Origin of the sequence: Methylibium rhizosphaerae (assembly GCF_006386545.1) — a bacterium.
GTDB classification, from domain to species: Bacteria; Pseudomonadota; Gammaproteobacteria; order Burkholderiales; family Burkholderiaceae_C; genus Pseudorivibacter; species Pseudorivibacter rhizosphaerae.
The window spans coordinates 1-6,353 of record NZ_SWAR01000076.1 but is presented as its reverse complement, the minus strand read 5'-3'; the positions used below and the strand labels follow the sequence as shown (position 1 = coordinate 6,353).

6 protein-coding genes are annotated in these 6,353 nt (G+C 64.2%); 3 read left to right on the top strand and 3 right to left on the bottom strand.

Features of this window, described 5'->3' with window-relative positions; translation table 11 throughout:
* Window positions 1–437 precede the first annotated feature (437 nt).
* The 3 genes from E8D38_RS27005 to E8D38_RS26995 form a co-directional block, all read right to left on the bottom strand.
* Window positions 438–812, bottom strand: coding sequence for a hypothetical protein (locus E8D38_RS27005; RefSeq protein ID WP_140637377.1), 375 nt, complete (start codon window positions 810–812; stop codon window positions 438–440).
* 6 nt (window positions 813–818) lie between these two features.
* The gene (locus E8D38_RS27000) at window positions 819–1,196 is read right to left on the bottom strand and encodes a hypothetical protein (RefSeq protein ID WP_140637376.1); all 378 of its coding nucleotides are present in this window, start codon (window positions 1,194–1,196) and stop codon (window positions 819–821) included.
* A 176-nt stretch (window positions 1,197–1,372) separates the two neighbouring features.
* On the bottom strand, window positions 1,373–1,582 hold the full coding sequence (locus tag E8D38_RS26995; protein ID WP_140637375.1) for a hypothetical protein: 210 nt from the start codon (window positions 1,580–1,582) through the stop codon (window positions 1,373–1,375).
* A 58-nt stretch (window positions 1,583–1,640) separates the two neighbouring features.
* On the opposite strand from E8D38_RS26995, the gene E8D38_RS26990 reads away from it, so the two are divergent.
* The 3 genes from E8D38_RS26990 to E8D38_RS26980 are packed head-to-tail and all read left to right on the top strand — an operon-like array spanning window position 1,641 to window position 5,535.
* On the top strand, window positions 1,641–3,746 hold the full coding sequence (locus E8D38_RS26990) for an ATP-dependent helicase (RefSeq protein ID WP_140637374.1): 2,106 nt from the start codon (window positions 1,641–1,643) through the stop codon (window positions 3,744–3,746).
* A 30-nt stretch (window positions 3,747–3,776) separates the two neighbouring features.
* On the top strand, window positions 3,777–4,715 hold the full coding sequence (locus E8D38_RS26985) for an SOS response-associated peptidase family protein (protein ID WP_140637373.1): 939 nt from the start codon (window positions 3,777–3,779) through the stop codon (window positions 4,713–4,715).
* 52 nt (window positions 4,716–4,767) lie between these two features.
* The gene (locus tag E8D38_RS26980; RefSeq protein WP_181179518.1) at window positions 4,768–5,535 is read left to right on the top strand and encodes a S1/P1 nuclease; all 768 of its coding nucleotides are present in this window, start codon (window positions 4,768–4,770) and stop codon (window positions 5,533–5,535) included.
* Window positions 5,536–6,353 lie beyond the last annotated feature (818 nt).

Here is a 6,353-nt window from a genome sequence, read left to right as displayed (position 1 = left end):
CAGGGCGCCTGAGTGCTGCTCTGGCGCGCACATGTCGGCAACGACGCAGCAAGGGCCGCGCCGCTGGGCTCACGGAAGCTCGGGTGCTTGCGTGCCGTGGGCCTGCTCGTCTTAGGCGGCAAGCAGCCAACCTGCCAGTGAGCTGCCCGTTAGCTTCAGTGAGCGCGTACACGGGCATTGGGGTCCCTTGCCAGTCGGGCAATATGCGACGCAAACGCCCGTCGGCCAAGTCCTCTGCAACCACCTCTTCGCAGTAGGCTCACCCCTTGGTTCAGCATCGCAAGATTCCGCAATATGTCCACGCTGTTGAGCACAAAGCTCGCCGACCTCTACCTGCAGGGCCTGGCTGGCGGTGCTGTGCAGCGTGCAAGTGCCACCATTTTTTTGAAGCCCAGCAGGCGATGGCGCCGCTCCCGGCCGCACTCTCGCCAAAGCACTCAAGCCTGCGCATCAGGCCGGTCGCTGAGATCCCACAACGTGCCCTGCCAGTTGGAAATCCGACCCTCGGCCTTGCATGTCGGGCACGACCAGTAGATCGCATCATCCTGGGCGATCATGGGTTGCACCGGCGCTTTCTTGCACTTGAAGCAGGTCGGCGCGGCCATGCCGGTTTCGAGGAAGTCGGTGGCGTAGGCAATGGCGCCTGCATGGAACTCGGCCATCGCCTTGGCTGCTCCGCGCAGAGGCAGCAACGCGCCTTTCTCGTCAAGGTAGTGCCGGGCGTCGGTGATGTACATCTCGCTGGAGCAGAAGGGCGCAGGGGAGCGAAGCCGAAGGCGCAGTCTACGGGCGGTCGCCAGCGGATCGGCCATGGCGGTTCACGGTTTGTGCGTGTCCGAGCCGGGGCCGACGGACGGGCGGATTACACCGAGCGGCGGGCCGTAGTGCCCACCCGGTGGCACGACACGCTGCAGGTCGACACGCCACTCTTGCAACACCGCGGCCACCGTGCCCCGTGACTCTAAGCGTTCGATCCCGCGCACCGTGATGCCTTCGCCGCCGAGGCGGGTGACGGCGAAGTCGTACAGGAGTGCATCCGGCGGTGCCACGACTGATGCGTGAATCTGCCGGAACTCGGGCACGCGCACGAGCCGTTCACCGGCCCACCGGCTGCGGCTTTCGATGAATCCCTCAAGCCACTCGTCTGGATCGCGCCGTTGTGGCAGCAAGGTGCCGCTTTTGCGCAACTTCAGCATCCACCCTCTCATCTGTGGCCTGTACAACTGGATCGAACAACAAGGAGGGGCAGCCGGGAACGCCGGTGCTGCCGACCGCGCGGTGTCTCAGAGCCAGTTCCAGACCTTGAAGAGGAACGTGGGCACCAGGCGGCGTGCGGGGCGGTAGTGCTGGCGCAGTTGTAGGCGGGCGTCCATCAGCGGGCTCCTTGCGGTTGTGTTGTGTCCGTGCTCGGCTCGACCTTGCCGCCGTTGACGTAGGCCACACGGTCAACCACCTCGATCAGCATCGGCCCGAAGCGGCTTTCCCAGACATAGCGTTGCACCCCCTCGGTCGCGAGCGGTAAGGCCTCCTGCAGCGGCGGTTCTTGGGCCTGCAGGACTTCACGGAAGAGAGGGGCGCTCATGACTTGGCTGTATGTTCATCCAGTGTAGCAAAAGGCTGGATGCGTATACAGTGCCGGGATGTCAGAAGTTGCCGTTGTTCCCCAGCCCCTTCACCTCACAACCCCGTCGCGGATCGATGCGCTGGCCTCGCTGAACGAACAGCAGCGGGCTGCGGTGGAACATGGCCTGGATGGTGACGCGCGGCTCGCGCCGCCATTGCTGGTGATCGCCGGGGCCGGTAGCGGCAAGACCAAAACTCTGGCGGCCCGGCTCGCGCGGCTGGTGCTGGCCGGGTGTGATCCACAACGCATCCTGCTGCTGACGTTTTCGCGGCGGGCGGCGCTGGAGATGACCCAACGGGCCGGGGCGCTGTTGCAGGTTTCGCTGGGGCTGCGTTCGGGGCAGCGACCCCATCTCGAATGGGCCGGCACCTTCCACTCGGTGGCGGCGCGCCTGCTGCGGCTGTATGCCCCGCGGCTCGGGTTGTCGGATGCCTTCACCGTGCTGGACCGGGGAGATGCCGAGGATCTGCTCGATGTCGTGCGCGACCGGCTCGGCTTCTCGAAGACAAAGAAGCGCTTCCCGACCAAGGGCACCTGCTTCGGCATCTATTCGCGCGTCCTCAACAGCGGCGGCGCACTCTTGTCGGTGCTGCAGGACCACTACCCGTGGTGCCTGGACTGGGCCGATGAATTGAAGGTCCTGTTTCAGGGGTACGCCGACACCAAGCAGGACCAGCAACTGCTCGACTTCGATGACCTGCTGCTGTCGTGGAGCCTGATGCTCGAGGACCCTGCGCTGGCCACCGAGGTCGGAACTCGTTTTGATCACGTGCTGGTCGACGAGTACCAGGACACCAACCGGCTGCAGGCCCTGATCCTGCGACGGCTCAAGCCGTCAGGCCGTGGGGTGGTGGCGGTGGGTGACGACGCGCAGGCCATCTATTCCTTCCGTGCCGCCGAGGTGCGCAACATCCTCGACTTCGGCAGCCATTTCGACACGTCGGCCGAGCGTGTCACGCTGGAGCGCAACTACCGCTCGACTCAACCGATCCTGGCCGCGTCGAACGCCGTCATCGCCTTGGCGGCCGAACGGCACACCAAGCAGTTGTGGACCGATCGCACGTCGTCCAACAAACCTTTGCTGGTGTCGGTCGAGGATGAACTGGCGCAGGCACGCTGGGTGGCCGATCGTGTGCTGGCACAACGCGAAAGCGGCATGTTGCTCAAGCACCAGGCGGTGTTGTTCCGCACGGCGCATCACAGCGCCGCTTTGGAACTGGAACTGGTACGACGGAACATTCCGTTCGTGAAGTTCGGCGGGCTCAAGTTCCTGGAGTCCACCCACATCAAGGATGTGCTGGCGGTGTTGCGCTGGGCCAGCAACCCGCACAACGAGGTAGCGGGGTTCCGCGTCGCCAAGCTGATGCCCGGAGTCGGGCCGGCCACAGCACGCCGACTGGTCGAAGCCGTCACTGCTGCGCCTTCGGCACTGGAGGCCTTGGCTTCGTTTGAAGCACCGGCCGCGGCGCGTGAGTCGCTGCGGTGTTTTGGCGAACTGTTCGGGCGCCTGGCAGGCGGGCAGGGCGCTTGGCCCGCGGAGCTGGAGGACGTGTTGTTGTGGTACGTGCCGCTGCTCGAGCAGGCGAGCGACGATGCGGCGGTTCGGGTAGCCGACCTGCGGCAGTTGGTGCAGATCGCTGGCGGCTACCGTTCGCGTGAACGGTTCCTGACCGAACTGGCGCTCGATCCGCCGGCAGCCAGCAGCGATGAATCGGGCGACGCTCACCTCGATGAGGACTACCTGATCCTGTCGACCCTGCATTCGGCCAAGGGGCAGGAGTGGCGGTCGGTCTCGATCCTCAACGTGGTCGACGGCTGCATTCCCTGCGACATCATCACCGGCTCGGCTTCGTTGATCGAAGAGGAACGCCGGCTGCTGTACGTCGGCATGACACGCGCGAAGGAACAACTGCACCTGCTGGTGCCGCAACGCTACTACATGACGCAGCAGGCTGCGTATGGCGACCGGCATGTGTATGCGGCGCTGACACGGTTCATCCCTCCAGCGATCCAGCATCATTTCGAGGCGGTCGGGCCGGTGGCTCCGGAGGGCGTGCCCTCAGTCGTGGCTTCGGGGCCCAGCATCAACGTGCTGTCGCGGGTGCGGCAGCGCTGGGGCTAGTCGCTACCTGTTTGCCTAGGGAGCCTTTGCATGTGTTATTCCGCGCAGATCTGGGCCGACTACCGCAAGTACGTGCGGGTGTTTGGGGCGGTGATGGACATCCGCGAGTTTGTCGACACCTTCTGGCACCGGCGCGAGGAGATGACGTTGAAGCTGCCGAAGGCGCTCGAGGCGGCGTTCGAGTCGGAACCGGCCTACAGTGAAGAGCTGCGGAAGATCCAGCAGGCGATCGCCGAGTACAAGGCCGAACGGACCAGCAACCTGGAGCAGCAGTTGTTCAAGCAGGTCAAGCGGCGCGCCGATGCCGAACGCGTGCTGGCCTCCGGCAAGGTCACCAAGAAGGCGCAGGAAGACTTGCGCATCTCGACTTCCAAGATCGACCAGTTGAAGGGCTGGCTCAACGATCTGCGGCGCACCGAACTGACCGATGAAGACTCGCGGATTTTCCCGGGGCACTATGCACCGGTGATGGTGTGGGAAGACGGCCAGCGGGTCGTGAAGCCGATGCGTTATCAATGCCGACCACCGGGCAAGCCGGCCTTCTACGACACCAAGTACCCGGGCACCTACAACGCGCGGCGCGACAACCTCGAGGGTGAGTTCTGGAAGCCGCTGTTCGGCTGTTCCCACGGTGTGATGCTCGCAAGTGCCTTCTACGAAAACGTCAGCCGGCCGGAAGGCAACGTGGTGCTGGAGTTCCGGCCGCGACCACAACACGACATGCTGGTGGCCTGCTTGTGGTCGCGCTGGGTGTCACCGGACGGCAAGGAGGAACTGCTGTCGTTTGCGGCCATCACCGATGAACCGCCTGAAGAGGTGGCGGCTGCAGGGCACGACCGCTGCATCATTCCGATCAAGCCGGAACATCTCGATGCCTGGCTGCAGCCCGATGCGGCGAACCTGAAGGAGCAGTACGCAATCCTGGATGATCGTGAGCGGCCTTACTACGAACACCGGCTGGCGGCGTAACGCCGCGCCTCCTCAAACGTCTCCATCCCTTCCTTTGTCTCTACCGTTCCCCATGTTGTTGCGCTCGCTGGTGTTGTCGTTGTTGTTCGTCTGTGGCCCTGCGTTTGCCTATGGCGGGGCGGCCCACCGCCTGATCGCCGAACTGGCGCAGGAGCGCTGGAGCGCGGTCGCCAAGGCGGAACTGGCCAAGCTACTGGCGCTGGAACCGGGTGCCAGCCTGGTCTCGATTTCGACCTGGGCCGATGAGGTGCGGGCGCCGTCGACGGCGGCGTGGCACTACGTGAACATGCCACGAGACAGCGGTTGCCACTACGAGTCGGCACGCGATTGCCTGGAAGGACGGTGCGTGGTGGCGGCTATCGAGAGGCAGGCTGCTGTGCTGGCGTCGTCTGCGCCGCCGGAGGAGCGCCTGAAGGCGCTGAAGTACCTGGTTCATCTGGTCGGTGATGTCCACCAGCCCCTGCATGCGGGTTACGCCGATGATCGTGGCGGCAACCTCTTCCAGGTGCGCTTTGGTGGCCGGGGCACGAACCTGCACGCGTTGTGGGATGTGGGCCTGGTGGATCAGTGGCCCGGCGGGATGGACGCGTTGCGTGATGCGCTGAACCTGGCTGTGACCTCGCCCGTCGATGCACGCATTCAGCCAGCGCGCTGGGCCGAGGAATCGTGCCGGATCGTGACGTCGTCGGGTTTCTATCCGAACGATCATTTCCTGCCGGCCGACTACGGACAGCGTTTTGCGCCGGTGCTGCTGGAACGTCTGGCATCTGCGGGGAGGCGGCTGGCCGTGATGCTCAACCAGGTGCTTGTGCGGCCATGACGACGCTGGTCTCTCCGTCACCGGACTGCCACATTTGGTGGCAACTCAATGGAGTGTCAGTGCCGGCGCGGGCTCCCGTTTTCCGTTCACCCGCAATCAACAAGGTTGTCCACAGACGCTGGGGACAGTGCGACCGGGGAAGAGGAAGTCGCTGCGCGATGGCCGCAGGAGGTGCTGATTGATGGGATTGCGGCGCAAGGCGTGCCGGAGACGAACAGCAGCTCAAGACTGGGCACGGTCATTCGCTTTCGGCGGCCTGAATGTCGGCGGGGTCGGTCACCAGTCATTCATTGGCCCAGGCCCTGTACGCTCGCTCTACTTTCGTCAGCGGTCACTCGACCACTGACGCGCGACGGATCGGGCGCGAACGGCTCCTTGCACGCGAACTGGCCGGCGGTACCCGACCCAAAGCGGAAGTCCAGCACCTTCAAACAAGATCCCGCAAAGCAGTCGTTATCGGTTAGGTCACTCAGTCAACGAAACCGATTCAAGCTCCACGTCCCCTTGACTGAGGGGTTAGGTAGGCCGCGCTCGGCGCGCACGCACGGAGGGCCTCTTGTGCTTCATGTCCTTCTGAGCCGAACTGCTTTGTCGGCTCGGGCTTGAGCAGCCAATTCATCTGAGCTTGGTGTGGAGAGGGTTTGGTTCGGAGCAGTCGGATTCTCCGTTTCCACGAGCTCGAACGTCACTCGATCGTACGCGTCTGTGCATCCCACCTTGACTGGTCAGCAGCAGCCCGGCAGGAAGGGCCGATGTCGTTGTAAGGTTGAGCACACCCAAGGCGCCAGCACGTTGTTCAGATGAACCAGTCCCCATAC